The organism is Paenibacillus sp. p3-SID867 (assembly GCF_025142895.1).
Lineage (GTDB): Bacteria > Bacillota > Bacilli > Paenibacillales > Paenibacillaceae > Paenibacillus_AQ.
Genome location: NZ_JAMBDM010000019.1, coordinates 86,658 through 102,892, shown reverse-complemented (window position 1 = coordinate 102,892; position 16,235 = coordinate 86,658). Strand labels below are relative to the sequence as shown.

Here is a 16,235-nt window from a genome sequence, read left to right as displayed (position 1 = left end):
AACAGACCCTTCAACTACGGATCGTTTAGTAGACGAATTGAGATTTTTCTTCATGGATGGACGCCCCTTCTTTTTTGGCTCAAGGGCTTCTAAACCGCCTGTCTCCATCTTTCTCTGCCAGGAATACAACATGGAGAAGTCCGGGAGTTTAAACAAAGCAGCGGTATCCATGAGAGAAGCGTCTGATTGAGCCATATGATTGAGTACGTCCAGTTTAAAGCTTGCCGGATAATTTGTATAGCCGTTAGTAAAGGCAGTCTCACCATGCATCTCATAGAGCTTCAACCAATATTGGAATTGAGACTTGGTAACGCCCATTTGATTGGCGTATTCTGTCTGAGATAGAAGAACAGAATCATACCCTTGAATTAATGCCAATTTGCTATCCTTAGTAAATTTAGTCATAAAAAAACTGCACCTCCAACTGTTAGATGTGTCTAACAATTAGGGTGCAGTTCAATATTGCGGCTTTTTTTTTGCTTTATAGTGATGTACACGAATCGGCGAGTTATAATAGGCAATAACTAGAGTGATTTTTTTCTGAACTGAAATAGTCGTCTATTTTCAGTGGATGCTGATCAAAATACGAAATTTGATAATTCTACAAGGGTGGATCAGTATGGACATTGGGCTATATTTGGGGAAACTTATTAATATCAAGACAATAGTAAACAATGCAGCGGAGCGGGATTCCGAAATTGAGAAATATCGAAAATATGCGGAGAAGGAAACAATAACCTGTCCGTTCTGTATGGCAAAGTTGCTGTTACGAGCCGGCGATATCCGAGATATTCATTTTTCTCATACTCGAGGGAAAACCTGTCAACTGGCTCGAGCCTATGATTCTTACCAGGATCAAGTAAGCAGGGAGAATAAGAAGCATTCAGTTATTAAAGAGATCATTTACACAGATCTTAAAGGGCAAGAGCGGATCAAATCTGATTTAAAAGTTGAGTATGGATATAAAGAGAAGGGGCGAGAGTCATGGAGGTATTATCCGGACATTTATATCAACAACAACGGCAGGGAGTTCGCAGTTTCAATTATTACTAACGTGCACGAAATTGGTGACGACAAAGTTGTTCAGCTTATCAATAGGCGGACGAAGTACTTTAGAGATCGAGGACTCCAGACAATCTGGTTCGTAGAAGACCGGGAGTTGGCTGAGGATAGTGATCATAATATGCTCCATCTATGGGAAGCTGAGTATGGACTAACGATTAAAACGGCAGAGGATAGCAAATGGGACCAGCTGCTTGAAGATTTATCTGAGGAGTTCCCTGACATGAATATCCCCGCACTGTTTGGCTATCAAGCGCATGCGCCTTTGATCTTTGATGTTCGTAGCTTATACTATGTTCATTCCAAGGAAGACAGCATTACGATTTCAGTGCACCGTTTAATTTTGGATCAGAAGAAAACGCCATATCGTGCCTTTTCTTTGACCAGAGGGTATCAGCTCAGTATTTCACATGCCCTCATCGTCCGAGATGAAATACTCCTTAGCGATGTGGAACAAGAGGATAAGGCACGAACAAAATTCGCTTCCGATCTGATCCTTAAAGTTGAAGAACGCCGGCAGCGTTTAACATCTATTAATGAAGGCTATATGGAACAGCCAAATCCAATAGCTGAGGTTCGGCAACCCATACCGGAACAATCGAGGTTCACCTCTCCAACAACTGATTCTTCAAACGCGGATCCAGACTTTGACCTGACAGGAAGCATTCTAATGCTAAAAAACTGCTCAATTTCGGAAGCAGAAGCGAAGCAACTTTATTATTATGTTCGTTTCAACCGAAGTGATTTAGCCGACTATGGACTAACCTTAAAAGATCTCGATAAAATGATTCAGTTTGCTTTGGGCAGGATTCAAGCACCCCAAATACGTAAATGGCTTGTTGATATTCAATTTTTATAATCCAAAACGAGCTGTAATTTATGCATTTCTACCTCTGGAGAACACCGGTTTTGCGGAAGTACGGCAAACGTCGAGTCCGCCGTGAGAACTGGAGTCCCGTGAGCTGATCCATGAGCTGATACGTAATCGCCGCTGTCGGTGCCCGTTCGATCGTCGCAGATCCCGGAGTGATGCTCCAGGTTGTGACCGATGACTCAACGTTCATCATCATGTTTAACGACGAGCCCCCTCAAATGCAGTGCCCTCCGATGTTTCCACTACCCGCAACTAGGAGGCCGTAAAGTAAGTTCACCCTTCACCGATGGCATGCGTATAGACAATCCCGGTGTTTTGTGGAAGTTAATTATCGGTGATATTGGATAATATATTAATAAGAATGGGGGGATATCAATGTGCGGAAGATTTACCCTAACTATTAACGAAAATGAAATCGTCGATCATTTTAAAGTGAGCAGGGTTGAGCATGAGTTAAAACCGCGTTATAACATAGCGCCTTCTCAAACGATCGCTGTCATAAATGGAAGCACCGGAAGAAGGGTATTGGAAGGATATAGATGGGGGCTTGTTCCATTTTGGGCCAAAGATATTAAAATTGGTTATAAGATGATTAATGCCAGAGCTGAAACGATACAATCTAAGCCGGCCTTTCGACATCTTATTACCACGAAACGTATTATTATCCCGAGTGACGGGTTTTATGAGTGGAAAAGAGAAGGGAAGGACAAAAAGCATCCATATCGATTCCAGATCAAATCAAAGGGCGTGTATGGCTTTGCGGGTTTGTACGACGAATGAAGGATCCGGACGGAGAGACACTGCGCAGCTGTACCATAATTACTACGAAACCAAATGATTTGGTGGCAAATGTTCATGATAGAATGCCGGTTATTTTGGATGATAAAAAAGCAGACATCTGGCTGGATCCGGATGTACAAGATAAAGAAAAGCTTCAGGAATTATTATCTCCTTTCCCTACAGCCAACATGCTATCCTATCCAGTTTCTGCTGCAGTAGGGAACGTTAAGAATACGGGTTCCGAATTAATAGATGAGATTCCGTCAAACTCAAAAAAAGACCTACTTCCACGCTAAGGCGTGGGAGTAGGTCTTTTTTTCAGTAGTCGTCTTCTATGTAAGAGATGATAAGATGAGATATAATGGAAGAAGCGAGCCGAATTCATGGCTGAGAATTCTACTGTACTTCTTTCTGAAAAATCATGGAAGGGACTGCTTAAACTTGGGATGGATTGCAAAACGATATGACAACGTTTCAGATGTTAGCCAAGAAGCTAATAAAGAGGAAGTGCTACAGTTCAGTAATGCGGAGTTACTTCTAATAGAAGATGCATTGAACATCGCACAAAGAGAGTCGGGTCAATACATTAGCATAGGAAAAATACTGTACAAAAAGGTTCGCGGTCACTTAGAGTCCCAGGGCTATAGATTCAATGAAGACGGATCATATTACCACATTTCTCGAGGTTAACCCAATCTCCTAAAGGATAACACTTGTAAGTTGTTTGGAGTTGAATTTTAAGAGTAAATATACGTCAAGTGGCACATAAAATTACTTATATGAACGCCTTGGCTTTTTAGGTGGAAATGATGCCTTATTGGTTTACCGAGTGAATGGAAACCCTAATACAGAAATAAGAAGATGTACAAATAGTTTTGTGAACGATAGTTCATCAAGTATTGCTAATATATCAGTACATTACACCGGGAAATAGGAGTTGTTCATTTTGAAAATTGTCGTAATGCTATTTGTTGTCTTCCTTATTATAGGTGCTTCTGAATTTCTCCCGAAAATTATTGGGGCAGACGGCGATTGGATTGCCTTGTACGTATCAGCAGGGTTAATAGCCTATTTGTCTGGAGAGTTGTATGAGGTGAAAAGAAAAATGAATAAGTAATATGAGAGGAAGGTTTATTTTGGCCAGCTGTCGGCCGCGACCTGTGTGCTTGTTGGAGGAATTAAAACACTAAACAAATCACCGAGGGAGAAGAAGAACTCAATTGAAAATAAGAATGCAGATAACCGAGTTTGTATTTTCTTTATCATTCACTATGGCTATTATCGGGAGTTTTTTTGCTTTTCGAGCTAATATTCTCGGTATTTCCGAATGCGGTGACTACGTGCTGGCTCATGATTACATGCGTGGAACCGAAGGTAATCAGAGCTGGATGTTCGATTCCAACGATATCGTTACTCCGGCGCAGACGGCGGTGATCTTGATATAATTGAAGTCTGGCATGAAGCAATTGGTCGCGCACCGAAGTCGGTCACGTCCGAGAAGAAGCTACCTGAATATCTGTTTCCGGAAGTGTATATCAAACCGGCGCTTGGCAGCAAGATGATGATCGCCGAATTCCGCGCGGACGGCACGCTGTCGGTGGAAGGACAATTCGCGGATCAGGCCAACAAGCAGTTGGAGATTCAGATCGATCAACACCAGAATAACATGCAAAGTGGGAAGATGCTGGAGAAAATTCCAGTGCAGACCGATTCGTCGGGGCGATTCCCTATTTCGTCCACAGGTGCGTATGGCGACGCGATCCTGAATGTGTACCTAAGAACGGAAGAAACGACCTATTACATCGAGGTCAAAAGAGGGACTATTAACGCGTCGGATTATTCAAGCTAAGAAAAAAAATCCCCACGAATGCGTTCGCACAAACCAAAAATCATTAAATCGCTTGGGACTTGAGTATGTAGATCTATTTGTCATTCACCAACCATATAATGACTACTATGGGGCTTGGCGAGCAATGGAAGAGTTATATCGGGAGGGAAAGATACGAGCGATTGGTGTTGATAATTTTCAACAAGACTAAAGCTAAAGACGTGGATGCTTTTTTAGATATAGCGAAAAGCTTTCAAGTATAAATTAGGGAAATCAAAAATACGGTTAAGATTACATCACAGTCAATTAAAAATAAGGCCGCATCGCAGTTCCATAAGAACCCGCGCTAAAGTGGGTACTTTGTATTTCAGGACTAACTCTAGAAACACTGTCAACTAAATCGAAATCATTTGAGTGTTAAGAATGATAGCAACCTAAGGCACTATACTAAGAAGGAAGAAGGGATAAGTATTGTCAGATTCAAAAGAACTTACGGTTGCACAAAGAGCGATCGGAGATTTCCCGCTTTCCTCGCTGGAAGAGCCGTATGTACCTCATCGAATCGTTGGTCACCAGTAATGAGCATTGTGGAACGCTTATGGACAAAGCCGTTTATTCTTTTGACGGCAGGAAACCTTTTTCTATTTGTCGCTTTTTACATGCTGTATCCTACGCTGCCGTCATTCATCAAAGAGATGGGCGGAAACGAATCGCAGGTCGGTTTGGCGATGGGGGCGTTTGCCCTGTCCGCGGTGTTTTTCCGACCGCTCGTGGGCGGGCTGTTGGACCGGTTGGGCAGGCGTCCATTTATCGTATGGGGACTCCTGCTATTCACTTTGGCGATGTATATGTATAACTGGGTCGGCGGAATTATCGTGCTGATCGGGCTAAGAATCCTTCACGGCCTAAGCTGGGCTCTTTCCACCACCGCCATGATTACTTCGGTTACGGATACGATCCCGGCTGCCCGCCGCGGCGAGGGAATGGGGTGGTTTAGCACGTCAATGACTCTGGCTATGGCGGTCGGACCGATGATCGGTATCTGGGTTACACAGAACCATTCGTACAGCGCTTTGTTTTTACTCGCCGTCATCCTCTCTGTAGTAGCACTGTTTCTGACGTTTGGTGCAAGAATGCCTTTCCGGCCGCAAACAGGTGCAAGAAAAATCGAGTTGTACGAAAAATCGGTTTTGCCCATTGCGACATCGGCCTTTTTTCTGTTTATTGCTTATGGTGGCATTACCACCTTTGTTCCGCTGTTCGCAAGCTCGATCCAGGTCAATTCCGGAGTATTCTTTCTGACCTTCGCTGCATCACTTGCGTTGAGCCGTCCCATTTCTGGAAAACTTTCCGACCGATACGGGGAGATGGCTGTCATTGCACCGTCACTTGTGATTACGATCTGTGCCTTAATTGTCTTGAGCTTCTCAAACGGTATAGTCGGCGTACTTGTATCCGCCGTTCTATATGGTATCGGCTTCGGTTCCGCGCAACCGGCTTTCCAATCAGCAACGTTACTTGTCGCCCGTTCGGACCGTAAAGGAGTCGCCAACGCTACGATTACAACTGCAAATGACCTAGGCATAGGGCTGGGTTCGATCATGCTGGGTTGGGTCTCCCAATACACAAGCTACCAGGTATTGTTCGCGGTAAGCGCGGTATCTGTTGGGGTATCCTTGATCCTATTCACTTTATTTGTGAAACGTTTATTGAAAGACAAAGAACAGTCGCTGAATGTGGAAGTTCTCCAATAGAATTGAGTTGACTAAAATCCCTTCACTATACTTAGCTCTCTATTTTACAGAGGATTTGGGAATGAGTGCGGGAGCCTTCGGCGTTTTAACAGCTGTGAGTTCATTAAGCGGCGTGGTAGCCAACTCGTTCATTGGCAAATATTCGGATCGTGGGCTGGACAGGAAATTAATTATTATTTTAGCCACGATTTCATCAGCGCTAGGCTATATTTCATATTTAGTCTTTGATAACTTCTTAATTTTGCTTATTGTTGTCGAGGGACAAGAAGATGGTCCCATTGAAAGTCGCTATTTTGGTCATAACCCTGTCAAGTAGACAGTACAAAAAAGACAAGATTTAAGCTGCGGCCGTTTCCCGGTATTCTACCGGGGAACGGTCGTTTAATTTTTAGCCATAATGAAATCAAAAGCAGACGGCGGTAAAGAAGAGAAGGCAGCTAGAATGTCATTCTATTTATCTTAATTACGCATAACTACAGTTAGACGAAATCATAGTAAAAGGAACTTATGTTTGCTATAATATATGGACAGCTAAACACTAATTAATGCCATTAATGATTACATAGTCATCGGTTTATACGCAATTTTCCATATTTACAACACTCAATTTGGAGGTTATATGTTATTTGAGCCTAAGCATCGCTATCATGTAACTTTTAAAAACGGTAATGACGAATGGGAAACAGTGCTTTTTACTGTTAAAGGTCTACTAGAAAGTCTACTTTCCTTCCTGAATCTAATTGATGCAAGTGAGTGCTATGTGGATGACTTCATTCGAACTGAGAGAATCTTCTTTGCTGTAAAACGCGGCAACAATCTCATCATAAAATTCCCTTCAGCTTTAGAAGACCATTCCCTAACGGAATCTGAGATTTACTTATGTATGCGTTCATAACTTAGAACTTGTGGAGGTCACTATGCACATCGACGAACGTAAACGCTTATTCAAGAAAGCCGACAGCAAAATGAACGAGCTGCCGTGGTACGCTCAGGAATACATAGAGCGCAGCAAGCGCAAGAAGTCGCCAAATACGCTTCTGAATTATATCCTAGATTATATCTCATTCTTCAATTGGCTTATCTCAGAAGGCTTCTACCGGGGCGAGCGCAGTGATCTACCACTTGATGTTTTAGAGAACCTTAGAGCATCAGACGTCGAGAGATACGCTGATTTCCTTGCGATTGATCAGGGTAATTCAAAGGATACTATTGCTCGTAAATTCGCTTCTCTCAAATCTTTATTCCATTTCCTATCACAGATTTCGGAGGATGATCAAGGATTTCCTTACCTAAAGCGGAATGTCATGATTAAGGTTGAAGCTGACAAAGAAAAACTCACAGTGGAGAAAAAAGCGGCACGTATCGAGGAAAAAATCCTGCGAGATGATGAAATTTTTGATTTTCGACTGTTTGTAGCAGAAGGCTTCCAGGGCATATGCGGGCCCAATAAGCGTATCCTTAACTCTCATTTAAAAAACAAGGAGCGGGATTTGGCTCTAGTCAGCCTTATTCTTGGATCCGGACTCCGGATATCAGAAGCCCTCTCGCTCGATCTTGACGATATAGACTGGTTGAAAGCAAAAGTCTCTGTCACTCGAAAAGGTAATAAAAAGGACAGCGTAACGATTAGCGATATTGCGCTTCAGGATCTACAATCGTATGTGGCGATACGAAAAAGCCGTTACGGCGTCGGCGACAATCAGGCTGCCGTGTTCCTTTCCCTCCCCACTGGACCGAGTGGAACGGTTAGCCGCCTGTCCGTGCGTGCCGCACAGAAAATGCTTGAGCGATACGTTGATTCGTTCGGCCGACCGGCTTTGACGATCCATAAACTGCGACATACCTTTGCGACGAAATTTCATCAGGAGAATAATGATCTTGCCATGTTAAAGGAGCAACTCGGCCATTCCGATATGAACACGACTATGATCTATACTCATATTGCACAAGAGGATCGCCGTCATTCGGTAAACAAGGCGGACAGTTGAAATTCTGTTATTAAAGCGGATAGTTACCAAACGGTTGAAGGCAAAAATAAAATGAGTCAGGTACAGTACCGAACTCATTCTGAGAATGCTGCCTAATGAATAACTGTATCTAACTTTTGGGGGTCACTTCAAAATAGCGACTTCAATAGGAATATGTTCTTGTCCCTCGACAAACATACACAATTCCTTGGGTTAGGTGTCTATCTGGAAACTGCCATTACCGCCTGTGTGCGGTGCCTGCAGAATACCGGCCCACTTTGCCCAGAAACGCTGTCTTCATGCCCAGCTTCGCCAGCAGTACGGCCACATTGGCCGGCGCCCCGCCGGGATTCATTCGAACAGCCTCTGCCCCTGCTTGGAGCTTTCGGCCGGAGTAAAATCGAGAGCAGTTCGCCAATCGTCACCGCGGCTAAACAACCGCGTACCGACGCTACCCGAATGCGGAAACAGATTGTGGGTCATGCGATCGGCCGTCATCACCGAAAATCACCACCACGCTGGTATCCATCAAAATATGAAGCCTCAGCTTGTTTTGACCGAACGCTTCCAGTTTGCATTCGCATACGCCTTCGCTTCAGCCGTCGGAGCGGCTGCGTCGAATTTCAGCATCCCTGTCGCCGGAGAATAGGAGAGCACCGTTTCCTCCATTAGGTCCTCAGAAACCCGCAGCTTGAACCCGAACTCCTCGGCGTCGCAACTCTCCAAATCGAATTCGGCGCCGAGATGTGCGAACCCGTCTCGGCTATTTCTATTTCATCTCTGAGTTTTTCTTCATTATGTTGACTTGAAAATACGGATACCAAATAGCGATTCCCAAAAGTTTGAATATTTCATCCCGAAACGTGAATCAGGATATTCCTCGTGAAAACGTTCATCTAGGTGCGGATGATTACGACAAACTGCCTCCACCTTATCGAGAGCTGTTCCTGCTTTGCGCATTTTCGGATGTTCATAATCAGGTTTCCAACCGTTTTCGTAGTAGACCATTCCCTCACTTTCAAGATCAGTTAATTTCGACACTTCATCATTCTCCGGATGAAATCCCTCTTGACTTGACTTATAATTTTGGTATAAAACGCTTTGAGCATAACGCGGCAAGCTCTTCAAAATCATCCGTGCATTGTCCGCTGCAGCCATGAGCTCTTCCCACTCATTCATTTGCTCATAATCCATTTGCTTTATTTCTTCTGCGTCTTTCATGAGGCGCAACTTTTCATTTTCTTCACGTAGCTGATCCAATTCGCTTTCGGATGATTCAAAAGCCTCTTTGTAACGTGCGACATCGTCCCTTAATTGCTTAACTAGCGCAGGCGTCACAACTTCCCGCTGTTCCATATCTTTAATAAACGGCAACAAATCCCGTTCTTGAAACAACTTTGCCCTGCTTAGGAAACGAGTAACATTCCCGCTCCCGATGCCTCGAGAAGTTATCGCATCATACAAACGCGTTAACCCTTCCTCAGAGTCAAGCGAAATTGTTTGATAAACCGACCGGAACGGTGTCGGGTTAAGCGCTCTATAATCAAGCGGCGGAACAATAATCGGAATAAGGTCCGTGGATTTCACCCAGGTTGCTCCTAGCTCGCATAAGCAAAAAGCGCTCTCTAAATAAGTCGGTGTAATAACCGGCAACACCAATGACGAATCGTGCATACCTTGCTTTATTTCCTCAATCCACTGGCCACCAACTTGCAATTGTTCATCCGAAGTATTGAAAAAATTATCTCGTGTTAAGCCAAAATTTGTTTGAATCAAATCCATGAGTGGATTAATCAAACGTTTATCTGCCGTGGCATGACTAATAAAAATCTTCGTCAACGATATTCAACTCCATCACTTAGGTCTTGTAAATCTATTTATATCACAAGTACTGGAAATATTGATAGCCAAAGATGATTACTTAGATCGGTAAATAAAGAGTGCTGCTATTGATAATTGAAAGTCCAGATGGGTCTAACCCATGGATTAAGCTAGATCGGTGATATTTAGGAGAGAGATCAGCAACTACTTACGTTAGAAACGCCAAATCCCCCTTCGGGGGGATTGCTTGGAAATGAGTTTACACAGAAATCTTGACAGACCCGAAAATGAAGCTTCCTAACTTCCTCTACGAACTTCAAAGAAATAAACCAAATCGACTCTTTATTCTGATCTACTAGTTCCTCCTCCACTACCAAGAACTCGAGCCTGGTTGATTCGTATTCAATGATATGAAGCTTATTAAAACGCCCAATTCGATTCATTAGATGCGAATCCTTCTTCATCAATACCTCGACTCGATCACCGGCATTTAACTGAGCTAGAACATTCTCACGACTATTAGACATTGACAACACTCCTATTGAAAATTTATGAATAGAAACAAAACAGGAAGCACCAATAAACAGCCTTCTAGGCTATCTACAGGTGCTTCCTGTTTTCGTTTTATTCGATTACCTTCAACATATCATACTTCTTTACTATTATGCTATCAGAACCGTGGCATGTTGAGCCTTTGCGGCTAACTGTGGTACTGTGCGAAACTCAGGAGCTACCCTGCCTGTCAATATCACGGATCAACTGGCTCACATAACCTTGGGAATAACCGAGTAACATGGCCCACTCGCTTTGTGAAGCATTCGGAAAGGTGCGCATTGTCTCCATAAGCTTCTCCAATGCCTCCGTCCTCTTTCCTCTTCTTTTCGTTTTAATCAGGCTATTACTGCTCTCCAAAGCAGTCAAGCTCTCATTCACAGTGGTTTTGGATTTCATATCTCGTAAAAGAGATTGGCGGATCATTTGGCTGACACGGCCTTGTGAAACGCCGAGCACTTCTGCCCATTTCCTTTGTGGCGCAGACGGGTGTGATTCAATCACTCTAACTAAATCTTCAAAAGTGACTTTTCGTTTTCTTTCACTATGATGATTCGTCTTATAGTCATGCTCTTCCGTCGTTTGATTATGAGGTATTTCAGACGTCTCTAAATTTTCAGATCCATCATATGAGATACGTCCGCAGCGCATCTCCAATCGACACGAAGCACATATGAATTGATTACGATAAAAAGTTAAATCCTCTAGCGATGAGCAAAATATACATTCCTGTGGTCGGTATTTTCGCAGCATCATCCGTTTGCCTTCATCATCGTAAAAGAATTCAACGGTATCACCTTCTGATAAACCAAGAGTACGGCGTAATTCAATAGGAAACACGATCCGCCCGAGCTCATCCAGCGGTCGGTTAATACCTGTGCTTTTCATTATCACACCCTCCATACCACATAGCCATATCACTTCTTTTTATTCCAATTTTACCATAAATATTAATTAATATAGAAAAACTTCTCATAGCTTGCATTTCGGAACTCCATATGCAACATGTCCCAATCTATATTTTCTCCTTTCGATAATTTTAAAATTGACTGAGAGATGCGAAAAAAGCAGGTCTTAATTAACCTGCTTAGTGCTTTATGGATTGCGTTCGAGTTGGCTTTGTGCTCTCAATTGCACTCTCATATGTTTCGTAATCTTACCCGTTGGCAAGTTTGGCCGTTCCGTTTGTAAACTGAGCGACCCGCTTTCAGATGTAAACATCCTTCCACTTTCCTACAACCGTAAGCGGAACAGATCGCTTGCAGACCCAATTACCTCCAGCGTCAAGCGGGACGACAAGTCAACCCACACGGCGAATAAAAGGCAAACAGCCACAACCCCGTCAGGACAGGTATTACATCTAAAAAGCCAGAAGGTTCGACTGACCGCTGAACCAGGTTGCCGATCAGGTCAGATGAGTCCAGAGGCCTTCAATTAGCTCCGTTGTTGGGCGGATTCGGTCCTAGTTTTCATAGAGATAGCTGGCACCTTCAAGAAGAGATATGCCGGAAGGCTTCCTCGTTAATTATGATTATTGGTTTACTCTCTAAACAATTCTAAGAACTCAAGATATTTATCGTCGGGAATTAAAAAGCTATCCGATTCTTCAATACCATAGACAACATCATCTAATTTGGTGCTTATATGATTGATCCACTCGCTGATAATAAATCTATCTCTTCTATAAAATGTTTCTTCTAAGTCAGACTCATGACAGGGAAGCTTAAAGACTGCACACTTTTTATTATACATATTCGTGATGTAATAGGTATCTTTCCAGTGATTGATCCCAAAGATGTTAGAATCATCCTTTTTTCGTTTCGGTAAAATGCCAAGAAGTATCTCATATCTCGTATCCACTTTTGAACCTACTCCGATTTCAATGCTCATTAGTTTGGAAACTCCGTTCCCAAAATATTCTGATCGAATACAATGATCTCTGAAGTACTTAAAATATAAAAATTGATACTCCTGCTCTACCATTTCCTCGCATAGATCATTCCAAAATATTATGAAAACCCGAAAATTATTCTGTTTTATATGCTCATCATCGATACATCTTATGTACTCCTGCAGCTTTTGATCTCTTGAAGCTGTGGTCATAATATAATATTCCGAAAGTCGCGGGTTGAAATGAAGTGCTTTAGTGATTTCTTGCTTACATTCGCCTTTCGTAAGTTTTCCTTCCCTGACCTTACATTGTACCCCTACCCATTCCAACGCTTCATTTCTACCAAAAATATCAACACCATCTTGGCTTTGACCCCGCACAGCATTTCTTTGAGTGCTTGGATCATTGAGTCTTTTCTTCCAATAATCCAAACAAAATCTTTCAAAGGTTTCACCGTCATTTAGTGGTGGGATAACAACATCACGTATTGAGCTTATTGAAGTCACATCCCTTCTACTTTACAGGTAAATCCATCCATAATTATTCATTCATTATATCAAAAATAGTTCTACAGTAAGTAATTGATTCTTGGGAGTTTGGGTACTACGGGACCTGACAGGCATAGAAGAAATCAGAACAAATTTTCGGATTATAGAACACCCTCACCTTTTCCTTAAACAGGGAGGATGAATAAAATACAGAACAACTCCGAGAGTTGTTCTGTTACGAACTGTCGACATATATTTAGAATTTAACGTGTAAAAATTGATACGTCATATAAGGAAACAAAAAAAGAGAGTCTGTCAGCGTAACGAAAAAGGAATAGAGCCACTGCTCCCTTGCTATTTTCAACTAAGCCCGTTATCTTAAAAAACAGCCCGTTAAATGTTCGGCAACTTCTTTGTTTTTATTGTATTATCTCACGTTGGACGGCTTTGTTGAACTATCGTTTCCCGTTAGTTGAATATGGTAAAAAGAGGACTCCTCACATTGGTTGAGTTCCTGCTTCATACCCTCCAAGTGTAATCAACTAAATGAGTGTTCTCCTTCTTTTTATAAATACAAAAGAAGAGACAATAGGCATACAGGTTCCGTATACCTATTATCTCTTAAATATTTATCTGTTTTTTGAGCTGTGGCTCCTCCATTCTTTTGATTAAAGCGACATGTAGAAATTCTAAATACATTAACTTTAAGCAGGTTTTTCTTCTCCTGATGCTGCAACATACTGTGATCCTAGTTCCTCTGTATATATCAAAGCATTCACACTTGCATAAAGATCTTTCAGGTGGTGTTCAGTTAAGTCAAGTATTGGTTCAAACATAAATGAGTTTAAGTGTATATTCTCAGGAGTCATTAAGTTTACCTTTTCTAGTATTTTTATTTGCTCTATCTCACTTGGAAAATCAGTTTTAAATTTTCCAAACAATTTACCTGTCTGGTTACTTCTAATTTCTGAAACAAAGGTAGGATTACTGATTCTTTGAATCATGTAGCGTTCTGCATTAATTCTTGTTGCAATGGATAAAACCACTTTATTCTCCAGATTTAAACCTACCTCACCTTGTTCAGCATAGATCTCCTCAGCAACCTCAAAAATTAAATCAAAGACAAGTTTATCAGAATCATCTATTTCTAATGCGCTCATATCTTTAAAAATTTCTTTATAAGAATTTTCGATATCTCTTAATCGAAGCTGTAGAGAATTATTTTTCCAATGCAACATTGAGGTTAGAACATTGAAATTATTGTCATCTCCTATATGTTCTGCTATGTTTCTTGCGAAAGAGATCGACGCTATTAACTTAGCTTTGTTGGTATTTAAATACCTCTTCCAGTTAGCAAATGGATTGCTAATATATTTATATCCTGGATTTATTAGATCAATTGAATCAACCTTTTTGACAGCCATACAAGAGTGAGTAAACTTATTAGTGTTTATTCTATCCTGTACTGTTCTGTAAAAATCAAAGTTATGAGTTAATATAATGATATTGAAATTATCAGAATCAGATAATTCTTTCAGATATTCTATAATTGCATATTTGTTCTTATAATCAAAAGAATCTGCGATATCGTCAACTACGAGTAATGTTTTTAAATTCTGTATTCTCCGACATTCTAATTCAAATATAATGTTTAATAAGTACAATGCTCTTGTCTCACCTTGACTTAACACTGATAGTAGTAAGTCTTCACTAATGCTTTCGGAAAGTCCGGTTCGATCATTAAATATATATTCAATGCTTGGTGCTTCATCTTTTAAGATACTGTCAGCTTTATTACTCATTTTAAGAGTATATGGTACATGAAATCTTCTATTAAAAATATCAATTACGTTTTCCCATTCTGTTTTTTCTCTATTCGCTTGCTCGATAATTCTTTTCAACTCATCTTGCGACTCTTTGTATTCTTTAGTTAGATTCAGAAATAATACAGAACATTTTTGGAAATAGGATATCCAAACAGATCTTTTCAAATTATGAATGTTCTCCAATTCAACTAACAATTCTTGATTTTCAAATAAGTAATCTCTAAACTCCCTCAATTGAGCGTTTGATATTTTTTTATCAATGTCTTCAAATATTTTTTGGAGTTCAGTATCGGATAATATTTTTAATTTTTCTTCATTAATCAACTTTTCCAGCTCAGCCGGTGAGCCTATTTCTTGTTTGGACCCATTCATGTTTATATTTATCGTATGCTCTGCTTTAAAAAATCCATTATTTGCTAAATTTTGTTGAACAGTGTCTGCATGATAGTGATTAAATTCTTTACGCAAGAACATTGAGTTTTTTATTAAGTCATTATATTTTTCTATGTATTTCCTTATTTGATACTTAAAATCTCCAGTGGCAAGAAACTGGATAACTTTTTGGTCGAATACAATTTTATAGGATACATTCGAAAACTTTTCAACTAAATTTTCACCCAAAACAAGATTTTCAAGATTATGGATGATCTCGATTATATTTGAATTTTGTGTTGCAAAAACACTGAGAATTTCTTCTTCTACTTTGTTTATTTTTGTTACTTTCTTCAACTCTTTCATGAGTGATGCTTTTGCGTCGTTAATCTTTTCGTGAAGGTCCACATATTTCGTTTTTAGATCTTGATTCACCAGTAGATTTGAGACACGGTTAGTTTTGAATTCTTTTTCGTATGGTCTTATTACAAAAACAGACTCTTTATTGATTTCCTCCCCTGTAGCATCAGTAATTTTACGTTGTGACACACGAGTTTTATAAACTAAATCAGTTGAAATCCTATCTTTACTGTAGTCGTCAAACACATTAGCGAAAGATGATTTCATCACACCATTTGGAGCATAAATTACATAAGCCGAATTAGTACTAAAATCAAAATCATGGACTAGCTTATTTATCCCATAACAATTCAGTATCTCGACCTTAAGATTTTCCATTTTTTTAATTTCCTCCATTACCTGATAAATTAATACTTCTAGTAACAGGGGAATATTTCCTCTGATTTTTTTTAATTTTCTTGCATTTTAGCAGCAACAGCAATCAATGTTAAAGCACACTCATTGAAAGGTGCTTAGTTCTTACTTTTTCGTTTATACAAGATATCTAATGCCTTTTTATTCTGCTCAATTTTTTTAAGGGACCAGTCAGGAATTGACGTTTTCGGTTTTAAATTGAACATATGTATGTGCTTTTATTTAGATTTGCATCAAATCGGCAAT

Annotated in this window: 14 protein-coding genes and 3 pseudogenes; 9 read left to right on the top strand and 8 right to left on the bottom strand. The window is 40.6% G+C overall.

Features of this window, described 5'->3' with window-relative positions; genetic code table 11:
• A partial coding sequence (locus M4D81_RS28570) for a transposase (RefSeq protein ID WP_260068906.1) occupies nucleotides 1–405 on the bottom strand: 405 nt, incomplete at its 3' end.
• Between the two features lie 214 nt (nucleotides 406–619).
• Here M4D81_RS28570 and M4D81_RS28565 point away from each other — a divergent pair.
• Nucleotides 620–1,921, top strand: a complete 1,302-nt coding sequence (locus M4D81_RS28565) for a competence protein CoiA family protein (protein ID WP_260068905.1) — start codon at nucleotides 620–622, stop codon at nucleotides 1,919–1,921.
• A gap of 28 nt (nucleotides 1,922–1,949) precedes the next feature.
• On the opposite strand, the gene M4D81_RS28560 is transcribed toward M4D81_RS28565, so the two are convergent.
• On the bottom strand, nucleotides 1,950–2,132 hold the full coding sequence (locus tag M4D81_RS28560; RefSeq protein WP_260068904.1) for a hypothetical protein: 183 nt from the start codon (nucleotides 2,130–2,132) through the stop codon (nucleotides 1,950–1,952).
• A gap of 179 nt (nucleotides 2,133–2,311) precedes the next feature.
• Between M4D81_RS28560 and M4D81_RS34890 the strand changes: the two are divergent.
• From M4D81_RS34890 to xerS, 8 genes and pseudogenes are all read left to right on the top strand, one after another.
• Nucleotides 2,312–3,012: pseudogene (locus tag M4D81_RS34890) on the top strand (SOS response-associated peptidase).
• A 650-nt stretch (nucleotides 3,013–3,662) separates the two neighbouring features.
• A complete protein-coding gene (locus M4D81_RS28550; RefSeq protein ID WP_176502475.1) occupies nucleotides 3,663–3,833 on the top strand; it encodes a hypothetical protein in 171 nt (56 codons plus the stop codon).
• 103 nt (nucleotides 3,834–3,936) lie between these two features.
• Nucleotides 3,937–4,161 (top strand): hypothetical protein, encoded by a 225-nt coding sequence (locus M4D81_RS28545; protein WP_260068903.1) that lies wholly within the window; start codon nucleotides 3,937–3,939, stop codon nucleotides 4,159–4,161.
• An 83-nt stretch (nucleotides 4,162–4,244) separates the two neighbouring features.
• A complete protein-coding gene (locus M4D81_RS28540) occupies nucleotides 4,245–4,565 on the top strand; it encodes a hypothetical protein (protein WP_260068902.1) in 321 nt (106 codons plus the stop codon).
• Nucleotides 4,552–4,752 (top strand): annotated as a pseudogene (locus M4D81_RS28535) (aldo/keto reductase); the annotation flags it as partial. The gene M4D81_RS28540 and the pseudogene M4D81_RS28535, both read left to right, overlap by 14 nt.
• 379 nt (nucleotides 4,753–5,131) lie before the next feature.
• Nucleotides 5,132–6,298 carry an MFS transporter gene (locus tag M4D81_RS28530; protein WP_260068908.1) on the top strand — a complete coding sequence of 389 codons (1,167 nt, stop codon included), beginning with the start codon at nucleotides 5,132–5,134 and terminating at the stop codon, nucleotides 6,296–6,298.
• Nucleotides 6,279–6,614, top strand: a complete 336-nt coding sequence (locus tag M4D81_RS28525; RefSeq protein WP_260068901.1) for an MFS transporter — start codon at nucleotides 6,279–6,281, stop codon at nucleotides 6,612–6,614. The genes M4D81_RS28530 and M4D81_RS28525 overlap by 20 nt, the downstream gene beginning before the upstream one ends.
• Before the next feature lie 601 nt (nucleotides 6,615–7,215).
• Nucleotides 7,216–8,286 (top strand): tyrosine recombinase XerS, encoded by a 1,071-nt coding sequence (gene xerS, locus M4D81_RS28520; protein WP_260068900.1) that lies wholly within the window; start codon nucleotides 7,216–7,218, stop codon nucleotides 8,284–8,286.
• A 217-nt stretch (nucleotides 8,287–8,503) separates the two neighbouring features.
• Here the strand turns inward: xerS and M4D81_RS28515 are convergent, their stop codons facing one another.
• From M4D81_RS28515 to M4D81_RS28490, 6 genes and pseudogenes are all read right to left on the bottom strand, one after another.
• Nucleotides 8,504–8,620 carry a PfkB family carbohydrate kinase gene (locus M4D81_RS28515; protein WP_260068899.1) on the bottom strand — a complete coding sequence of 39 codons (117 nt, stop codon included), beginning with the start codon at nucleotides 8,618–8,620 and terminating at the stop codon, nucleotides 8,504–8,506.
• A 188-nt stretch (nucleotides 8,621–8,808) separates the two neighbouring features.
• A pseudogene (locus tag M4D81_RS28510) lies at nucleotides 8,809–9,012 on the bottom strand (GH32 C-terminal domain-containing protein); the annotation flags it as partial.
• 48 nt (nucleotides 9,013–9,060) lie between these two features.
• Nucleotides 9,061–10,104 (bottom strand): toll/interleukin-1 receptor domain-containing protein, encoded by a 1,044-nt coding sequence (locus tag M4D81_RS28505; protein ID WP_260068898.1) that lies wholly within the window; start codon nucleotides 10,102–10,104, stop codon nucleotides 9,061–9,063.
• 705 nt (nucleotides 10,105–10,809) lie between these two features.
• Nucleotides 10,810–11,526: an AbrB/MazE/SpoVT family DNA-binding domain-containing protein gene (locus M4D81_RS34745; RefSeq protein WP_311200713.1), complete on the bottom strand. Its 717-nt coding sequence runs from the start codon at nucleotides 11,524–11,526 to the stop codon at nucleotides 10,810–10,812.
• A gap of 651 nt (nucleotides 11,527–12,177) precedes the next feature.
• Nucleotides 12,178–13,035, bottom strand: coding sequence for a hypothetical protein (locus M4D81_RS28495; RefSeq protein ID WP_260068897.1), 858 nt, complete (start codon nucleotides 13,033–13,035; stop codon nucleotides 12,178–12,180).
• A gap of 686 nt (nucleotides 13,036–13,721) precedes the next feature.
• Nucleotides 13,722–15,953 carry an ATP-binding protein gene (locus M4D81_RS28490; protein WP_260068896.1) on the bottom strand — a complete coding sequence of 744 codons (2,232 nt, stop codon included), beginning with the start codon at nucleotides 15,951–15,953 and terminating at the stop codon, nucleotides 13,722–13,724.
• Nucleotides 15,954–16,235: the final 282 nt, after the last annotated feature.

Bases quoted from the DNA above. Each gene is read 5' to 3' on its own strand.
- M4D81_RS28565 (WP_260068905.1), top strand. From the start codon at position 620: ATGGACATTGGGCTATATTTGGGGAAACTTATTAATATCAAGACAATA.
- M4D81_RS28560 (WP_260068904.1), bottom strand. From the start codon at position 2,132: ATGATGATGAACGTTGAGTCATCGGTCACAACCTGGAGCATCACTCCG.
- M4D81_RS28525 (WP_260068901.1), top strand. From the start codon at position 6,279: ATGTGGAAGTTCTCCAATAGAATTGAGTTGACTAAAATCCCTTCACTA.
- xerS (WP_260068900.1), top strand. From the start codon at position 7,216: ATGCACATCGACGAACGTAAACGCTTATTCAAGAAAGCCGACAGCAAA.
- M4D81_RS28515 (WP_260068899.1), bottom strand. From the start codon at position 8,620: ATGAATCCCGGCGGGGCGCCGGCCAATGTGGCCGTACTGCTGGCGAAG.
- M4D81_RS34745 (WP_311200713.1), bottom strand. From the start codon at position 11,526: ATGAAAAGCACAGGTATTAACCGACCGCTGGATGAGCTCGGGCGGATC.
- M4D81_RS28490 (WP_260068896.1), bottom strand. From the start codon at position 15,953: ATGGAAAATCTTAAGGTCGAGATACTGAATTGTTATGGGATAAATAAG.